Origin of the sequence: uncultured Parabacteroides sp., from assembly GCF_905196875.1 — a bacterium.
GTDB lineage: Bacteria > Bacteroidota > Bacteroidia > Bacteroidales > Tannerellaceae > Parabacteroides.
The window spans coordinates 35070-53490 of record NZ_CAJJWO010000027.1; the positions used below are offsets into that span (position 1 = coordinate 35070).

11 protein-coding genes are annotated in these 18421 nt (G+C 39.6%); all 11 read left to right on the forward strand.

Annotated elements, in window-relative coordinates; all coding sequences use genetic code 11:
* Positions 1-103 precede the first annotated feature (103 nt).
* The 11 genes from QZ076_RS10935 to QZ076_RS10985 all read left to right on the forward strand — a co-directional run bounded on the left by QZ076_RS10935 (position 104) and on the right by QZ076_RS10985 (position 18411).
* Complete coding sequence (locus QZ076_RS10935; protein ID WP_293713319.1) at positions 104-664, forward strand: RNA polymerase sigma-70 factor; 561 nt, start codon at positions 104-106, stop codon at positions 662-664.
* Positions 665-746: 82 nt separating this feature from the next.
* Positions 747-1697 carry a FecR family protein gene (locus QZ076_RS10940; RefSeq protein ID WP_293713321.1) on the forward strand — a complete coding sequence of 317 codons (951 nt, stop codon included), beginning with the start codon at positions 747-749 and terminating at the stop codon, positions 1695-1697.
* 220 nt (positions 1698-1917) lie between these two features.
* The gene (locus QZ076_RS10945; RefSeq protein ID WP_293713323.1) at positions 1918-5283 is read left to right on the forward strand and encodes a TonB-dependent receptor; all 3366 of its coding nucleotides are present in this window, start codon (positions 1918-1920) and stop codon (positions 5281-5283) included.
* A gap of 14 nt (positions 5284-5297) precedes the next feature.
* Positions 5298-7043, forward strand: coding sequence for a RagB/SusD family nutrient uptake outer membrane protein (locus QZ076_RS10950; protein ID WP_293713325.1), 1746 nt, complete (start codon positions 5298-5300; stop codon positions 7041-7043).
* Positions 7044-7075: 32 nt separating this feature from the next.
* The gene (locus QZ076_RS10955; protein ID WP_293713328.1) at positions 7076-7534 is read left to right on the forward strand and encodes a DUF1735 domain-containing protein; all 459 of its coding nucleotides are present in this window, start codon (positions 7076-7078) and stop codon (positions 7532-7534) included.
* A gap of 100 nt (positions 7535-7634) precedes the next feature.
* A complete protein-coding gene (locus tag QZ076_RS10960; RefSeq protein ID WP_293713330.1) occupies positions 7635-9671 on the forward strand; it encodes a hypothetical protein in 2037 nt (678 codons plus the stop codon).
* A 435-nt stretch (positions 9672-10106) separates the two neighbouring features.
* Entirely contained in the window at positions 10107-10685 is a 579-nt protein-coding gene (locus QZ076_RS10965) for an RNA polymerase sigma-70 factor (RefSeq protein WP_293713331.1), read from the forward strand.
* 75 nt (positions 10686-10760) lie between these two features.
* Complete coding sequence (locus QZ076_RS10970) at positions 10761-11735, forward strand: FecR domain-containing protein (RefSeq protein WP_293713333.1); 975 nt, start codon at positions 10761-10763, stop codon at positions 11733-11735.
* A 205-nt stretch (positions 11736-11940) separates the two neighbouring features.
* Positions 11941-15156, forward strand: coding sequence for a TonB-dependent receptor (locus QZ076_RS10975; RefSeq protein ID WP_293713335.1), 3216 nt, complete (start codon positions 11941-11943; stop codon positions 15154-15156).
* 12 nt (positions 15157-15168) lie between these two features.
* Complete coding sequence (locus tag QZ076_RS10980; protein WP_293713337.1) at positions 15169-16782, forward strand: RagB/SusD family nutrient uptake outer membrane protein; 1614 nt, start codon at positions 15169-15171, stop codon at positions 16780-16782.
* A gap of 75 nt (positions 16783-16857) precedes the next feature.
* On the forward strand, positions 16858-18411 hold the full coding sequence (locus QZ076_RS10985) for a glycosyl hydrolase family 65 protein (RefSeq protein WP_293713339.1): 1554 nt from the start codon (positions 16858-16860) through the stop codon (positions 18409-18411).
* Positions 18412-18421 lie beyond the last annotated feature (10 nt).

An 18421-nucleotide genomic window follows, 5' to 3' on the forward strand; every position in this document is an offset into this window, starting at 1 on the left:
CCTTCAGGTATCTCACCTATCAATATTTTATCAATGAGATTTGATTTATATTTATTTTCCCTACATTTGTCCCCAACGACTATTGTGAAAACAAGGAGAGAAAATGATCGGGACTGAAATACATAACTTCAATACTTTATATACTAAATACTACAGAAAATCTTTTCTGTTCACCAAATCTTATGTTCACGACGAGTGTATTGCCGAAGACATTGTATCGGATGTCCTGATAAAATTATGGGAAATACTGAAAGAAAAGGAGATTGAACATATCGAAGCCTTACTACTGACGACATTAAAAAACAAATCACTCGACCACCTGAAACATGAAGCAATCAAGACGGAAGCGCTTCAATCGCTGACAGACATGAAACAAAGAGAACTGGATATCCGCATCTCCACCCTGGAAGCATGCAATCCCGAAGACATATTCTCTACCGAAGTACAGCAAATAATCACCGCAACCTTAGCTCTTTTACCGGAGCAAACCCGCCGTGTATTCGAAATGAGCCGCTTCGAAAACAAAACAAACAAAGAAATTGCCGAAGAACTTCAAATCACTGTTAAAGGAGTCGAATATCATATCACCAAAGCCTTAAAACCTTTACGGGAGAATCTGAAAGATTATCTTCCCCTCTTCTATTTCTTCTTCTTTTTCCAATAATTTTTCATTTTCCACTAGGGGTATCACTTTGTGAATCGTTTTAATAATAGCGAGGCAAAAACATGCCTATAAAAAAGAGAGAATGAATCAGGAAATATTAAATAGATATATAGCCGGCGAAGCAACACCGCAAGAAAAGGAAGATGTTGCCCGCTGGCTCGACGCTGACAAAGAAAATATGAAAGAATTTCTTGCCCGGCGCAAATTATACGATATATCTATCTGGCAACAGGAGTCGACTCCTGTTGCCAAGGGTAACTCACCCTTGGCTAATAAACGATGGACATTACGCACTATTGCAATCGAATTCTCTAAAATAGCAGCCGTCTTCCTAATTGCATTCACTGTCCTTTATTCACTCATGATGAATAAAGGCACTATCGACCCGACAAAAATGCAAACTATCTTCGTTCCACCCGGCCAACGAGCCGAACTGACACTGACCGATGGAACCAAAGTCTGGTTAAATGCTAAAACGACTTTTACCTTCCCTGATAAATTCACAGCTTGCAGCCGTGATGTTACATTAGATGGAGAAGGTTACTTTGAGGTGACCAAAGATATGGAAAAGCCTTTCACCGTTAAGACCGATAAATATAATATAAAAGTACTGGGAACGGAATTCAATGTAACAGCCTACTCTACCTCTCCTGTCTTCGAGACTTCTTTATTAAAGGGAGCTGTCGAGGTTTCTTCGCCTGCAACAGATACCAAGATTAGCCTGGAACCCAATACCCGCACATATATAGAAAACGGAATCTTGAAAAAAGGAGTAATAGAACATCAAACCTATTTCTTATGGAAAGAAGGCCTGATCTGTTTCTATGATGAACCGGTCGGTAAAATGATAGACAAACTCGAATTATACTATGATGTAAAGATCGATGTACAGAATAAAAAGTTACTCAAAAATCGCTATTCAGGAAAATTCAGGACAAAAGATGGTGTTGAACATGTATTGAGAGTTCTTCAGTTAAGTAACAAGTTTACCTACATAAAAGACAATGACTTGAATCTGATAACCATTAAATAAACTAATCACAAAAACAGTTAGCCTATGACGTAAAAGACATGAACAAAACAAAAAACCGGAAAGTGCTCCAACACTCCCCGGTTTAAAGTAAGTCAATACCCGACTTCATTCCTTAAATATCTAAGTATTAACTAACACAGTCTACAAAAGTATGAAAAATATTTTGTACGGGGATTCTTTTATCCCACTTAAACCACATTTTAAATACACATTCCGTATTATGAAATTAGTATTTGTATACCTCTTTATCTTTGTATCCGGAATATTTGCTACAGAAGCGACCTCACAAACAACCAGAGTGTCTATTGTCGCTAAAAATATTTCAACGCAGGAGCTCATGCAAGAGATCGAAAAGCAGACAGACTATCTGTTTGTATACAACAAACATGAAGTGAACCTAAATCGTAAAGTGACCATTCAGGCAAATAATCAAACAGTTATTGAAGTCCTGAATAAAGCTTTCAACCAGACAGATATCGCTTTTGCAATGGAAGGTTCAAATATCATGTTAATGAAGAAAGAATCGAAAGATACTCTTCCTTCTATTCAACAAAAAGGACGTACCATTAATGGAGTAGTTACAGACGAAAAAGGAGAAACGATTATCGGAGCCAACGTATCGGTAAAAGGAACAACCATCGGAACAATCACAGACATTGATGGAAAATTTACTATGGATGTGCCGGAAGGCTCAAAGCTCCAGGTTTCTTATATCGGCTACCTGACTCAGGATGTTACAGTAGGAAACAATACCTCTCTTAATATAAAACTCCTTGAAGATACACAGAATCTGGACGAGATCGTTGTTGTTGGATACGGTGTACAGAAAAAGAGCAGTGTATCCGGAGCAATTGCGACCATCGCACAAAATGATATTAAAAAAGCAGCAACATCAAATTTAAGTGATGCTTTAGTTGGACAAATGCCTGGTCTGATCGCTGTAAACGAATCCGGAAAACCTGGTTCAGGTTCTAAGCTTTTAATCCGTGGACAAGGAACCTGGAACAATAGTGACCCGCTAGTGATTGTCGACGGCATAGAACGCGATTTCAGCAATCTGGATCCGAATGAAGTAGAAACGATCTCCGTCCTGAAGGATGCAGCAGCAGCCGCCGTATATGGTGCACGTGCAGCCAATGGCGTTATTCTTGTAACAACCAAGCGAGGAAAAGACGGAAAACCTTCCGTAAAACTGGATACTTATTATGGACTGAAAAGCGTTACACGTTATCCGGATCTTGCTACTCCTTATGAATGGGCTTCCACCCGTAACAAAGCATACCTGATGGATGGCGTCAGTCCTAACGATAACCGTATTTTCACTCAGGAACAACTGGATAACTTCAGAACAGGTGGCCAGGGAACAGACTGGTATAAAGAAACATTTAATAAAACAGCACCTCAGTATTATGCGAACCTTAATTTATCTGGGGGATCGGAAAAAGTAAAATATTTTGTTTCTTTAGGACATCATTCGGAAGATGGCCTGATCGACAATTTCGACTACAAGAAATATAATTTACGTTCCAACATCGATGCAAAAGTAACCGAACGGTTCACTATCGCAGCTGATATAGATGCCAGTACCAGAACGTACAATAGCCCGGGATGGAAAGCAGAAGACCTGTTTCACTATGTAGCCCGTCAGAATCCGACACTTCCGGCCTATCATCCGAACGGTTTACCTGCCAATACAAATGGAGAACACCTTCCGGAAATGGTTCACAGCTCTGGCTATAATAAAGAAACCTACAATGATTTCCGCGTTACCTTTAAAGCAGATTATAAAATCCCCGGAATTGAAGGGTTAGTTGCTAAAGGAATGTTCTCCTATGGTAAAAATTATATGTATAATAAGAAGTTCTTTATTCCATACTCGATGTATGACGTAAATGAAAACGGAGATATTACAAACACAAAAGTGGTAGGAGAAAAAACGAAACTGGATGAGAAATTCGATCAGGGCGACGGTTATACTTACAATATATCTTTAAATTACAACCGCACATTCGGTAAACATGATGTAGGATTTCTGTTCCTGTACGAAGAAGAATCTTCTAAAGGAAATGAATTTTCCGCCTTCCGAACTAATTTTGTTTCCAATTCGGTACCTCAACTTTCTGCCGGCGGCGATGCGGATAAAACAAACGCAGGTAAAGCAAATGAGTGGGCACGTAACGGTCTGGTCGGACGTATTAATTACGCATACGACTCCAGATATATGGTTGAAGCATCTTTTCGTTACGATGGTTCCATCACATTCCCCAAAGGACACAGATATGGATTCTTCCCGTCAGTTTCCGGAGCCTGGAGAATATCCAACGAAGCGTTTATTAAAGATAACTTCTCCTTTATCGATAATCTTAAGCTAAGAGCCTCATACGGTACATTAGGTAACGACCAGGTAAAACTATGGCAATACATGTCCGAATTTGTATATTCGGATGTAGCAACCATAGGTGGAAAAAATACCAACAGTATTGCCGTTTATAAAGATTTATTCCCCAACCCCAATATCACCTGGGAAAAATCATCTACTTTCGATGTCGGACTTGAAGGTATGTTATGGCAAGGTTTACTGAGCTTTGAACTTGACTTCTTCTCCAAAAGGACAAAAGACATTTTAGCCCCTCAGATCAGAACGATACCGGAAACATTCGGAGCCACACTGCCTGACGTCAACTATGGTATCCTGGATAATAAGGGGATAGAAATAGCGGTCAGTCACTCACATAAAATTGGCGACTTCACTTATAAAATAGGCGGAAACTTTAGTTTCGTCCGCAATAAAGTAATCAAGTTTGATGAGAGTGAAAGTACTCCGGATTATTACAAAGTCGTTGGCAGGCCATTTACCCACACATTGAGTACCAACGGTGGAAAAGTATCGTTAATGGATAAGACGACTGAAAAAATCGGCCGCCCTTATGCCGGACTTGTCGGTATGAAAGCGATCGGGATCTTCCAGTCACAGGAAGAAATCGATACCTGGCCTAAACAGTTCAATGGAGGCCAGAAACCGGGTGATGTCAAATATGCAGACGTAAACGGCGACGGTATGATCAATGAAAACGACCTGATCGTTGTAGACCGTTACGGTTCTATTCCTGAAATTATCTACGGGTTCAATTTGTCGTGCGGATGGAAAGGTTTCGAACTGACGGCACTGTTTCAGGGGGCAGCTCATAAATCCATTATGCTGGAAGGATATGGAACCACCATGTTCCTCGACGGCTCCAGTAACTATTACAGCTATTTGTCAGACGGCTCATGGTCGCCCGAAAATACAGGAGCCAAATATCCGCGTGCCTATGTAGGAGGAAACAGTAACAACAACCGTGCATCAAGTATATGGATGAAAAATGGTAACTACCTGCGCCTGAAAAACATTGAACTATCATATACTTTCCCAAAATCTATATTAGAAAAAACAAAAGTTATCAACGGATTACGGTTATATATTAACGGTACGAACTTATTAACGTTCGATAAGTTAGATATTATGGACCCGGAAATGACAGGCGGTTCGGCCCAATATTATCCACAACTGAAATCAGTAAACTTTGGTCTTAATTTCACATATTAAATAAAGAAGGAATCATGAAAAAATATATTCTATTATTAAGCGCAGTTTGCATGTTCTCATGTAACGACCTGTTTAATAAAACAAACCTGGAGTCTATGGGCTCTGATATTGTCTGGAAAGACCCTCTTCTGGTTGAAAGTTATGTCAATAACCTATATGCTAAATATCCCAGCTGGAGCCGTGAAGAGAATGACTTCACGGATGAAGCCAGAAACGGATATCGTACACACAAGGCATGGAATGTCGTAAAAGGAGAATGGGGACTGGAAAGCAATCCGATGGAATACTGGGCTTACAGTTATATTCGCAAATGTAATGAGATATTGCAGAATATCGATGATGTAACTATGGATGACAAACTGAAAGACAGGATGAAAGGTGAAACGACCTTCTTCAGGGCAACCGCTTATTTCAAGATGGTGATCCGTTATGGTGGCGTACCTCTTATCCTGGAGCCCCAGACCTTTGACTCGGAAGATCTCTATCCTAAGAGAGCCAGCATCGACGAAATATTCGATTTCGTTACAAAAGAATATGAAAAAGCAGCAAGCTTCCTTAGCGAATTTAAGACACAGGATAGCAATAACTTCGGACGTGTAACCTGGGGAGCTTGCAAAGCGATGGAAGCGCGAGCCTTTTTATTCTGGGCCAGTCCATTATATAATACTTCACAAGACATGTCCCGTTGGGAAAATGCAGCCCAATTAAATAAAGAAGTAATAGACAGCGGGCTATATGAATTAAAAGAAAATGTTCGTGACCTGTTTTTGGATTATCAGTCACCCGAAAATATCTTTGCAGTCTACTACAAAATGCCTGAACGATATAATGGAATCGATGCCATGTGTAAACCGCTTGGTATCGCAAATGGAGATGCAGCTCATTGGGGACCGCTACAGGAACTGGTTGATGCTTTTCCAACAATAAATGGCCTGGATATAACAGATGACAGTACTTACGATCCTGCTAATCCATACACAAACAGAGATCCCCGGCTCAATGCCTTTGTGGTTGTAAATGAAACACAATATTGCGGTCGTACTCAATATAGTTATTTCGACCTGGGAACGATCGATCCTTCTTTCCCGAAAGAAGAAGCAGACAGATATAAATCATGGGAAGCCAAAGGAGAGTTCCAGGATGCAGCCGGTTCTGCGCACAACTCTCTGACTTCTTATCTTTGCCGCAAGGTTATTAAAGAAAATCTCCCCAAAGATGGTTACTCTTATAATTGGGGTAGCGAAACTCCATTTATTGAAATCCGTTTAGGTGAAGTTATTCTTAATTATGCGGAAGCTCTAAATGAGCAAGGCAATATCAACGAAGCTTGTGAACAACTAAAAATAATCCGTCAGAGAGCAGGCATACTGAATCCGGAAGTTCCGGCTAAAAACAAGGCTAGTAAAGAAACACTCCGCAAATTCATCCAGAATGAACGTTATATCGAATTATGCTTTGAGCAGAAACGATACTGGGATTTACGCAGATGGAAAATAGCGACAACCCATCTTGGAGGGCAAAAGTTCTCCGGTATGAAAATATATCTGAACTTGTTGAATAATTCAGATATCATATCCTCCGAGCAATACAAAAAAGCATCTTTCACCGAACAACTGGATATGCTGAGAAAAAGCTGGACATACGAGCGTTACACAGTAGACGAAGCCCCCTATGTTTTTGATGAGAAAATGTATTTTATGCCTATTCCACGAAACGATATGGAAACAAATCCGAATTTGGAACAAAACAGTGGTTGGTAATCGATTTGACAGAATAATAAAATTAAATGACGATGAAACATTTTATATATACTATATTTGTATGCCTGTTTGTATTAACGGGGTGTGATAGTGAAGAGCCTGGTTACGGATATAAGGATCCGGTCGTATACTTCTCAAGAGCAGGTATTCTGGAAACAAAGATCACTGGTAGTGAAATTCCGGTATCCGTTTATTGTAGCGGGAATCCTGATCGGGGATCAGTAACAGTATCAGCTGCAGTAGAGAGATCTTTATATGACTCTTTTACGGGAAAATCCGACTATCAGTTAGTTCCGGAAAGTTTTTATACTACCTCCTCGTGGACGGTAGATATACCTAAAAAGGAACAAATAGGAATATTCAATATCCCGATACAGGCTTCCGCCTTAAGTAAAGGAAAATATGTATTGCCATTGAAGCTTACGAACTCATCTCCTTTCGAACTGTTGAAAGATAAAGACGTATTATATCTTACATTCGTAATAGAATAGGAAATACTCCCCAATTACCTGCCTTACTTTAAGACAGGTAATTTTTTATATGAAGATACTGAATTTTATAAATAAAGACAACACCTTAAAACTTAATATCATGAAGACTAAATTGTTTCTTTTTTTATCTCTTTTTGTCCTGTCTTCGACAGAAATAAATATTTCTGCTCATACTCCCTCAACGATCGACCATCCCGAAAATTCACGGAAAACATTAAAAAGGAGCGAAAGCTTCCTGGGATTCCATTTTGATTTTCATGCAGGTCTGGATTGTAATGAAATTGGTAAAAGACTCACAGAAGAGATGATCGATTCCCTACTTATCCTCACTAAGCCTGATTATATACAGGTCGATTGCAAAGGCCATGCCGGTTATTCCAGTTATCCGACCGGGATAGGTAATCAGGCTCCCGGATTTGAAAAAGATATTCTGGATATATTCCGGAAAGTGACCCGAAAACATCATGTAGCCTTATATGTACATTATTCCGGTGTGTGGGATACCCGTGCCATGCAATTACACCCCGAATGGGCCATCGTTCATCAGGACGGCTCTTACGACCGTGACAAAGCAGCTTATTTTGGTCCCTATTCTGATAAACTTTTGATCCCACAACTAAAAGAAATAGCGGCAAAAGGTATTGACGGAGCATGGATCGATGGAGATTGCTGGAGTGCCATTCCTGATTATTCACAGTATATGCAACAATTCTATACCACCGAGACTGGTAAAAAAATAATGCCTAAAAAAGGAGAAGAAGGGTATCAGGAATTTCTGGAACTAAACCGGAAAGCCTTCCGCATATATATGAAAAAATATATCGATGCAATTCATCAGGCTTATCCCGAATTTCAGATAACAAGTAACTGGTCATACTCATCCATGATGCCCGAAAAGATCGATACTCCCGTAGACTTTCTCTCCGGTGACGTTGCCGGCAGGAATGGTGTTTACAGTGCTGCCTGGGAAGCCCGTTGTCTGGCTTTACAAGGAAAACCCTGGGATTTAATGTCATGGGGATTTAACTACAATCAAGGTTTGCCTTCTTCCAAATCACTGGTTATGCTACAACAGGAAGCCGCGGAAGTAATCGCCATGGGTGGAGGTTTTCAAACTTACTATCAACAAAACAGGGATGGTTCATTAAAAACAATCTATTTTGATCAAATGGCAAAACTGGCCTCCTGGTGTCGTGACAGGCAAACATTTTGCCATCATAGCAAGCCTGTACCACAAATAGCTTTATGGTATTCCACACATGCCTGGAAAAAAGCGCAATCAAGCTTATATACCAGCGAGCAGAGTTGGCGGATGGCAGAAACATTAAATATCTTACTGGATGGTCGACAAACTGTCGAAGTACTAATGGATCACTATCTGAAAGATCATATAAACGAATATCCGTTAGTTGTTTTACCTGAATGGGCTGAGATCGGTACGGAAATGAGAAAGATCGTCCTTCAATATGTCGAGAATGGAGGAAACTTACTTATTTCAGGGGTTGATGCAAGTCGCGCTTTTGCAAATGAAATAAAAGTCGAATTAACTGAATATCCACAAAACAGCAATGTATTCCTATTTGCAAATAATGAATCAGCAGCATTGAATACCCGGTGGCAAAAAGTAATTCCCTCGAAAGATATCGTTTCTTTCGGCATTATGAAAACATGTGATGATCCGAACTATGATAATGAATCTTATCCGGTAGCCACCATAACTCCTTATGGAAAAGGTAAAATAGCTGCAGTATACAGTGATCTGGCTGATCCTTATCGCTCAAACCGTTCTTCTAATGTCGCTGCAATCTTCAATTCTTTAGTAAGAACCTTACATCCGAAAGCATTAGCAACCATAGAAGGTAATGGTCGTATGCACCTCATACTGGCTCAAAAAGAGGATAATTGGATTGTCAATATCATTAATATCGACGGAGAACATAACAACAGCCAGGTCTCTATCTACGATACGGTTCTATCAACAGGTCCCGTCGATTTAATCATAAATACAGATAAAACTATAAAAAAGGCAGTCCTTCAGCCGGAAGGGAAAAGACTATCCGTAAAAAAAGAAAAAGGAAAATACACAATTTCCGTTCCGTCTGTCGCAATTCATAGCATAATAGAACTATCCTTCTAAATAAATAATTATTATTAATCTTATCGGGTTCATACTGATCTGTAATAAGTATGAACCCGATATTTTCAACTATCATTTTGACATTAATATAGCGACTAATTAGAATTAATATAGCGGGTAAATAAAATTAGTATTAAGACTAATATTATTTAACATATCATATGGACAGGTACCAAACAAATTACCTATCAAATTGACTTTTCGGCAGATTAAAATAATCTGAAAAAATAGACATAGTTCTAGAAGAACTATCGTGTTTTCTTCGATGCAAATATAATCTATTTATAGCATAAGTAGTTAATATTGTGCATTAAATCCGATAATAGAAAAATATAAATGTATAGTAGAATAATTTTAGTAAAAATTCTATTTAACAGATAATCAATAAAATATCGTATCACTTAAGGTTTAGTTCTTCTAGAACAAAGTTAACCTATGGCAACAGAAGCATTGATTGATGAAAAAGGAAAAATCAAATTCGAAGATATTTATCTTTCTTACTTCTCCAAATTGAAGTACTTTGCCTTGGAGTATGTTATACGAGAAGAAGATGCAGAAAATATCGTTCAGGATGTATTCACCGAACTTTGGGAAAAGAGAGAAATGCTCTCTATGCACATAAACCTGGTTGCATATCTATTCACTACAGTCAAGAACAGATGCTTAAACCACTTACGACATAAAACAATTGTACATGAAACAGCTACCCTGATACAGGAAGAATATCTTATCACTATGCGAATGAACCTGAATTCATTAGAGGCATTCGATCAAAATCTGTTCTCTGATCAGGATATTGAGAAAATAATAACACGTGCGCTCGACACCTTATCTCCCAAATGCAAAGAAATATTTGTTATGAGCAAAATAGAGGGAAAAAAACAAAAACAAATCGCCACAGAACTTAATATATCTATCAATACCGTTGAAACTCAGATAGGTATAGCCTATAAAAAACTAAGAACAGAATTGAAAGACCGCCTTCTCCTTTTCATATTCCTCTTTTATTTCTAAAAAAGCAGAAATTTTCTATTCGTTCTTTAGCGGATTTTTCCGACGTGCGTGTTTACATAATAACAAGCCAATAATATGGACGAACAAATTAGAAAATATTTCCAGAAAGAACTTGACTCGACAGACAGGTTGAAGTTGTTAAAGCAAGTAGAATCAGACGATAAATTAAAAGACAAATTTATCGAATACAAAAACATGTATGCCTTATTATCACTCTCCGATCAGGCCGATGACAAAAAAGCGAATCAGGAAGGCTATCGCCGTTTCAACAACATAAGAAAAATGAAGAGAATTCGTCGGATTATGTCGAACGTAGCCAGCTATGCAGCCATTGTCACATTATTAGTCATATCAACTTATTGGATTACTATCAGCCATCATCCAGCTTCGTTACCGGTAATAGCAGACAACAAGCTTTATGTACCAGCCGGTCAACGAGTCAAATTAACCCTCCAAGACGGAACAGATGTATGGTTAAATTCGCAGACAACGTTTACCTATCCCGCCGTCTTCTCCGGAAAAGAAAGACGGGTGACGGTTGAAGGAGAAGCTTTTTTTGAAGTTGCTAAAAATGAGGACAAACCTTTTATCGTTTCATCGCAGGGCATTGAAATGAAAGTATTGGGAACGAAATTTAATATATATAGTTATCCTGTAAAAAAAGATATTCAGACCAGCCTGATAGAAGGATCGCTACATGTCTATTTCCCCTATCAGAATAAAGAAGGAGTTATTTTGAAGCCCAACGAACAAGTAACGATAAAAGAGGGAACGATGAAAGTCGGTATAATTCCTCACCATGATTACTTTTTGTGGAGGGATGGTATTTATAGCTTTGAAGATGAACTTCTTATAGATATACTTGAAAAATTGCAACTCTATTATGATGTAAAGATAGACGTCAAAGACCCATCTATCTTCAAATGGGAATACACCGGAAAATTCCGGCAACGTGACGGTATAGATGAAATTCTACGTATGATACAACGAATACATAAATTCAAGATTCACAAAGATGAGGAAAATAATATTATCACTTTAAGTAAGTAGTATGTATAACCTTTAAAAGTAATGCCTATGATATAAACACAAGAAAAATAACGGCGGATGCTGGAACCATCCACCGTTAAAAAACAGCAAACACTAATTAGTTAATTTTAGTATTCACCTAACATTGAGCAAAGATATGAAAATAAAAACTTTGTTACCACTCTTTTTTGTAGAGAACAAACACATTAAAGACTATTTCAGAATCATGAAAATATCACTCGTCATGCTTTTCGCCTGTGTTTTTCAAATGATTGCAATCAACTCGGAAGCACAAAACACTGTTATTAAGGTTGAAACAGAAGAGTTATCCATCGGCCAGCTTATCAACCAGATAGAGCAACAAACAGACTATTTGGTCGTATTCAGGAACCGCGAAGTGGATACAAACCGCGCCATTACCGTACGCAAAAAGTCCGGTAAAATAATCTCTTATCTGGAAGATGCATTCAAGGGGACTGACATCACCTACGAATTCGATAATAAGTATATTTTGCTGTTGAAGAAAAACAGTACGGATAAATCAGAACTTATCAACCAACAATCCCGGATAATAACAGGTGTTGTAACCGACGCAAATGGCGAACCGATTCCCGGCGCCAACGTTGTTATAAAAGGAACTACCACCGGAACGGTTACTGACTTTAATGGAAATTATACGCTGGAAGTTCCTCAGGGTGCCGTTTTACAGATCTCTTACATCGGTTACCTGACGAAAGAAATTACTGTAGGCAACAACAAATCTGCCAACGTAAGTTTGACAGAAGATATGCAAAGCATAGATGAAGTGGTAGTAGTAGGTTACGGTACACAGAAGAAAGGAGAAGTAGCCAGCTCTATTTCAACCATTAAATCCGACAACTTTGTTAAAACTCCGACATCGGATGCTGCCCAACTGATTAAAGGACAGGTTCCCGGTTTGAGTATCATTACACCGGATGCCAACCCGACATCTACCTCTCAGATTGCATTACGCGGTATCACGACACTGAAAGCCAGTGCCAGCCCGCTGGTTCTTATCGACGGAATACCGGGCGACCTTAATTCCATATCACCGGATGATATCGATCAGATCGACGTATTGAAAGATGGTTCAGCTGCAGCCATCTACGGTACACGTGGTACCAATGGTGTTATCCTTATCACTACTAAAAATGCCAATGGCGAAATGCCGACGGAAGTAGATGTGAATGCTTATATTTCCACCCAGCAAATCACAAGAACTTTGCCGTTTATGAAAGCCGACGAATACCGCCAGCGCGTTAAAGAAGGATGGCCGGGAGGTCAGGACGACGGTTCTTCCGTTAACTGGCTGGATGAGGTAACCCGCACACCGTTTACACAAATCTATAACATTAGCATGCGTGGTGGTAGCCGCACGACAAATTATGTAGCCAGTTTCGAGTACAGAGGATTAAATGGTTTAATTAAACGAACAAACAACCAAATGTTCTATCCGCGCATCGAGATTACACACCGCATGTTCAATAATAAATTGAAACTGAATGCCAGTTTAAGTGGTTACAAACAAACTTATTTTTCCGGATCCGATGGAGGCGGTTACAATAGTGAGGTATATAGAAATGCTTTAATTTACAATCCGACAACTTCGGTATATGACAAAGACGGAAAATATTCCGAAAGTACAAAGAACGAATATTATAATCCCGTAGCATTACTGAATGAGGTAGAAGGAGAAAATCAGGCGACGAATTTGCGTATGTTTGCAAATGTAACCTATACTCCTGTCGAAGGTTTGGATATTAAATATCTATTCTCCTCAAACACCTACAACCAGATTAGAGGATATTACGAAACGCAGGAACATAAATCCTCCTGGAGAGACGGGAAAAACGGATATGCTTCACGCGGTTCTACGCGCCGTAACGAAGATTTATCAGAAATAACCGTGCAATGGAGAAAAACAATCTTTGAAGATCATTCATTTACCTTGTTGGGCGGATATAGCTGGCAAAAGACAAACTATCAAAACTTCTACATGCAGAACTTCAACTTCCCGTCAGACGACTATACATACAACAACATGGGAGCCGGACAAGCGTTGAAAGACGGACGTGGAACAGAATTTTCAGAAGCAAACGAAAGTAGGCTGATCGGTTATTTCGGCCGTTTGAACTATAGCTATAAAGGTAAATATATGCTGGCTGCCAGTATTCGTCACGAAGGTTCTACCAAATTCGGTGCAGACCATAAATGGGGTAACTTCCCGTCAGTTTCCGCTGCCTGGAATATAAAAGGCGAAAGCTTTATGGAAGATGTGGAGGCTTTGTCTATATTAAAACTGCGTGCAGGTTTTGGTGTAACAGGAACTGTTCCTACTGATCCTTACATGTCTTTAAACACACTGAATTTCGGAACTTACGTTTATTACAACAACGAATGGATCAAAACGATTCGCCCGGACTCAAATGCAAACCCGGATTTAAGATGGGAAAAGAAGAAAGAGGTGAATATCGGTTTTGATTTCGGATTTCTGAACGATCGTATCACTGGTAATATCGATTACTATAATCGTAAAACAGATGATTTACTGTGGGATTATGATGTTCCTTCTCCTCCGTATCTGTTCTCAAACATGGTGGCTAATGCTGGTTCCATGCGAAATCAGGGTATAGAAGTCGGTGTAACAGCCATACCTGTACAAACAAAAGATTTCCAATGGACAACATCTATGAATTATTCCACAAACAAAAACGAACTGCTATCCTTATCGAACGACCAGTTCATCTCAAGTGGTTACTCAGATCAAGGATCTACAGGAGAACCTTTACAAACAAATACTCACCGTATTCAGGAAGGTCAGCCAATCGGTAATTTCTGGGGATATAAGAGCGTCGATATCGATGAAAACGGTCACTGGATCATTGAAGGGGCCGATGGCAATCCGAAACCGATATCACAATTGCAACCTACCGACAAACAAGTGATCGGTAACGGTTTGCCCAAACACTATCTGAACTGGAATAACTCGTTGAGTTGGAAAAACTTCGATTTTAATGTAACCATGCGTGGCGCATTCGGTTTCGATATCCTTAACATGCCACGCCTGCAATATGAAGCACCGGTTATGTTGGCAAGAGGCAATGTGCTGAGTGCCGCTTTCGAAACGAAATATGGTAAAGTGCCTTTGGCTGCCGATCAGGAATTGCAGTATGTCAGCTATTACGTAGAAAATGGTAGTTACTGGAAAATCGATAATATGACTTTGGGATATACTTTCAACTTCAATTCCTGGATTAAGCGTTTAAGAATATACGGTACGGTTTCCAATCTGGCAACTATCACCGGCTATTCCGGTATCGATCCGGAAGTCAGCATTAGTGGTTTGAATCCGGGCGTCGATAACAAAAACCGTTATCCATCTACACGTACTTATACACTTGGAATTTCTGTTAAATTTTAATGTACAAATATTATGAAGATCTATATAAAGTTATTTTTAGCATTATGTTGTTCAGGGACTATCATCTCTTGTAGCAATGACATGGATGAAAAAGTTTTTTCCAAAATAACCGAACAGACATACAATTATACTGTCGATGATTTTTCACCATCCGTATCCAGTGTATACAGTTATTTACGAAGCTTTACGGATCACTGGGGATATTTTTCGGCTCAGGAAGTTACTGCTGATGCAATCGTTATGCCTCCCAATGCTTCCGGTTGGGACGACGGCGGCGTTTATCGACGCATGCATTATCAGACATGGAATTCAGAACAAGATCATGTAAAAAATATATGGTCAGTGTTTTATCAGGGTGCTCTGTTATGTAATAAAATTATCGAACAGATAGAGACAGGTATTCTTCCTGCTCCGTCTGATGCTGAAAAAACAGCAGGCTTAGCTGAACTACGAGCCATGCGTGCCTATTACTACTGGCAGATATGCGATAACTTCGGGGAAGCTCCCCTCGTTACAACTACAGCAATGGATTTACCTTCAAAAAACAGTCGCAAAGAAATATACGACTTTACTGTAAAGGAATTAGAGGAAGTAATACCTTCACTCAGTGAAGAACAGGGAGGTAACTACTACGGACGAATGACAAAATGGGCGGCAAAAGCTGTATTAGCCAACATATATCTGAATGCAAACGTATACGTTGGCGAAACTCATTGGGACGAGTGTATCCAACAATGTGACGACATTATCAACAGCAATAAATTTGCTTTATCGGATAATTACAAAGATCCTTTCCGTACTACCGGTGTCGAAAACTCCAAAGAAGTGATCTTCACCATTCCGTTTGATGAGAACCTGGCCGGCGGAAACAGCATATTCATGTTCTCATGGCATGGAGAGTTAAAGAAAAAGTATGAAACGGAAGCAACCCCATGGGGATGCGGTTCTGCTATGGGAGTTTCCCAATTTATCGATACTTACAATGTAAAAGATTGCCGCCTGGCTGACTCCTGGCTGATGGGAGAACAGTTAGCAGCCGATGGCAGCAAACTGTATGGAACATACGACAAAATGGGTGAACCTCTTATTTATACCAAAGATCTTCCCGATGGTAATTATACCAGTGAAATGGAAGGCTATCGCATGAATAAATATGAAGTTGCCAAAGGATCACAAAGTTCATCCGGAACAGATGTCCCATTAATCCGGTACGCAGAAATATTAATGATGAAGGCAGAATGTTTGTTACGTTCAGGAAAAGCTGGAGCCGGCACATTAGTTACAGCAGTCCGTCAACGCGCATTCAAAGAAAATCCGGAACTGGCAACTGTTACAGACGCCCAGCTCAAAGAAAACACATCTTATCAATACGGATCGATTGAAAATTACAAGATTGCAGATAAAGGAAATACCGATATTGTAGAGTTTGGTAGAATGTATGACGAACTGGGTTGGGAGTTCGCTTGGGAAATGCATCGCAGAAGAGATGCCATCCGTTTCGGTGTTTATACCAAGAAAAGCTGGTTATCCCACAAACCGCAGGGAGAATACCGTTCGGTATTCCCGATACCGGAAAAAGTACTGACTTCTAATCCGAATCTGGAACAGAATCCCAGTTACAAGTAGAACAAGCTATAAATAACAATTTTATATTATCTCCCCGTCCACATTTGGATGGGGAGTATAAAAACTTTTGTCCTCATGAATAAATATATTATTGCTTTTTTACTGCTCATTTGTAGCCCGATCCTTTCTTTTAAAGTAACAGGCCAGGTGATCGACCGCGCCATATTGGACTCGTATATAGATCGCTTTAATCAGCAGGATGAGGAACTATATGTACAATATATTCCTAACAGTCAGGCAAAAGAATTTTTAGCTGAAAATATTCCTTTGTTTGAATGTCCGGATAAAAACATAGAAGAAATCTATTATTTTCGCTGGTGGACATTCAGAAAACATCTGAAAAAGACACCGGATGGATTCATCGTTACCGAATTTCTCCCGGACGTATCCTGGGCAGGAAAATACAATGGTATATGTTGTCCGGCCTGGTTCCATTTCAGAGAAGGCCGATGGATGAAAAACAATAGATTTCTGAAAGACTATGCCTATTACTGGCTAAAAGGAGGGGGCGCCCTTCGTTCCTACAGTTTTCCTGTTACGGACGCTATATACCAATACTCTCTGGTAGCAGGCGACAACCAGATACTCAAAGATCTTTATCCGGAACTAAAAGAGAACTACACTGAGTGGAAAAAAGAAAAGTTTATACCGGAAACAGGCTTGTTCTGGCAGACAGACAACAGGGACGGAATGGAAATATCCATAGGAGGTAATGGGTTTCGGGCAACTATCAATTCTTATATGACAGCCGAAGCTGCAATTTTAACCCGAATTGCCGGATGGAAAAATGATCCTCAGGCAAAAAGACTCAAAGAAGATGCAGAACAATTAAAAAACAACATGTTTCAAAAGCTATGGGATCAGGATGCTGAGTTTTTAAAAGTATTGCCACACGAAAAAAACACTCAACTACAGGATGTCCGTGAAGTTCACGGATATACCCCATGGGCTTTCGATCTGGCTGATCCTGAATATGCGGTAGCATGGAAATTCCTGATGGATGCACGTTATTTCTTTGCACCTTACGGACCTACGACCGCTGAACAATGCCATCCGGGATTCAAGGTCGTTTACGAAGGCCATGAATGTCAGTGGAATGGTCCATCCTGGCCGTATTCTACCGCTATGACGTTAACCGGACTATCCAATTTATTAAATAATCAGACTCAATCCTTTATATCTTCAAGTGATTACGTAACTTTACTCACGATTTTCGCACGCAGTCAGTATAGAAGAAAAGATAACGGCACACAGATACCATGGATTGATGAAAATCTGAATCCTTTCACCGGAGATTGGATCTCGCGGACTATACTGAAGCAACGGAACCGTTTACCGGAAGAACGCGGAAGAGATTACAACCATTCATCCTTTTGTGATCTGATTATAAACGGATTAGTCGGCATCCGCCCACAGGAAGGGAATAAACTGGTAATCAACCCATTGGTTCCGGAAGGGTACTGGGATTATTTTTGTCTGGATAATGTATCCTATCATGGAAGAACCATATGTGTTCTTTATGATAAAACAGGAGAGAAATACAATAAAGGAACCGGATTATCCATCTTTATCGATGGTCAGAGAGTTACCTCCTCTCCTACTTTAAAAAGAATTAGTTGTGAATTATAAAATTAAAAAT

Excerpts from the sequence above, each read along its gene's own strand:
- QZ076_RS10935 (WP_293713319.1), top strand. The coding sequence starts at position 104 with ATGATCGGGACTGAAATACATAACTTCAATACTTTATATACTAAATAC.
- QZ076_RS10940 (WP_293713321.1), top strand. The coding sequence starts at position 747 with ATGAATCAGGAAATATTAAATAGATATATAGCCGGCGAAGCAACACCG.
- QZ076_RS10945 (WP_293713323.1), top strand. The coding sequence starts at position 1,918 with ATGAAATTAGTATTTGTATACCTCTTTATCTTTGTATCCGGAATATTT.
- QZ076_RS10950 (WP_293713325.1), top strand. The coding sequence starts at position 5,298 with ATGAAAAAATATATTCTATTATTAAGCGCAGTTTGCATGTTCTCATGT.
- QZ076_RS10955 (WP_293713328.1), top strand. The coding sequence starts at position 7,076 with ATGAAACATTTTATATATACTATATTTGTATGCCTGTTTGTATTAACG.
- QZ076_RS10960 (WP_293713330.1), top strand. The coding sequence starts at position 7,635 with ATGAAGACTAAATTGTTTCTTTTTTTATCTCTTTTTGTCCTGTCTTCG.
- QZ076_RS10965 (WP_293713331.1), top strand. The coding sequence starts at position 10,107 with ATGGCAACAGAAGCATTGATTGATGAAAAAGGAAAAATCAAATTCGAA.
- QZ076_RS10970 (WP_293713333.1), top strand. The coding sequence starts at position 10,761 with ATGGACGAACAAATTAGAAAATATTTCCAGAAAGAACTTGACTCGACA.
- QZ076_RS10975 (WP_293713335.1), top strand. The coding sequence starts at position 11,941 with ATGAAAATATCACTCGTCATGCTTTTCGCCTGTGTTTTTCAAATGATT.
- QZ076_RS10980 (WP_293713337.1), top strand. The coding sequence starts at position 15,169 with ATGAAGATCTATATAAAGTTATTTTTAGCATTATGTTGTTCAGGGACT.
- QZ076_RS10985 (WP_293713339.1), top strand. The coding sequence starts at position 16,858 with ATGAATAAATATATTATTGCTTTTTTACTGCTCATTTGTAGCCCGATC.